Annotated in this window: 1 protein-coding gene; it reads right to left on the reverse strand. The window is 66.7% G+C overall.

Going from position 1 to position 929, the window contains the following annotated elements:
- Positions 1-76: 76 nt before the first annotated feature.
- Positions 77-929, reverse strand: an 853-nt coding sequence (locus tag D9599_RS30720) for a DUF1206 domain-containing protein (protein WP_232481152.1), incomplete at its 5' end; no start/stop codon positions are given.

Consider the following 929-nt stretch of genomic DNA (forward strand, 5'->3'; position numbering starts at 1 on the left):
GTCCGTTCGAGGCGTCGCTCGTAACCAGTGGCGGCGGCGCAGGCGCTCGATCTTTCTTGCTTCGGCATTCTTAGGCTTAGGAGTCCCTCATGCTGGAGAGTGTGCCCTTCACCAGATCGGCCTCATTTGGAGCAGCAATGCGCCGGTAAGCTGCCTCCGCGAACTCGAAGGCGCCGAAGGCCGCGAGCCCGAGGGCAACCAACGCGAAGAGGAACCGCCCGAAGGGCTGCTCTTGAAGGGCAAGCAGAGCGCCACCGAGGCCACGAGCCTCGCTGGGGTCGGACTGCCAGGCGGCGACAAGCAGGAAGCCACCAATGACGAGGAACACCACCGCCCGTGCAGCGTAGCCCGCGCGGCCGAGCGGAATGACCCAGGCGGCCACGGTCCGTCCGCAGGAGAGGTGTTTCCGGAAGGAGGCCGTCCAGGCCTTGGTAAACATCCCGATGGAAGCCCCGAGCACAGCCAGCCCCACGGCACCGACGAGCCATCGGCCGAAGGGCCGCCTGAGAAGCCACCGTGTCCAATCCCGTGTTGCCTGCTCCTCCCCTCCGCCTGAGCTCGTGCCCATAATGAGGCTCACGGCAAAGATGCCGAGGCTGACATAGACGGCGGCTGATACGATCTGTCCGGTGCGGGTGGCGATGGCGCGCCATGATCCTCCCAGTCCGTCAGCGTCCAGAAGGGACTGGATCGCGCGCCAGAGTGCGAAGCCGAAGAGGCCGAGCGCCACCGCAACGAGAAGCGCGGTTCCCCATTGTTGGGAGAAGAGCGCCTGCAAGGCGCCCTTTGATCCGGTTGCCTCGCCACCCTGGCCGGCCGCGGCCAGTAGGGCCAGCGACCCGATGAGCAGGCTGACGAGGCCACGAGCGGCGTAGCCAAGCCGGGCGAGCAGCTCCAGACGGTTCCTGTGTGCCAGCATCGTGCCTCCC

This window comes from Roseomonas sp. KE2513 (assembly GCF_016107305.1).
Taxonomy (GTDB): Bacteria; Pseudomonadota; Alphaproteobacteria; order Acetobacterales; family Acetobacteraceae; genus Roseomonas.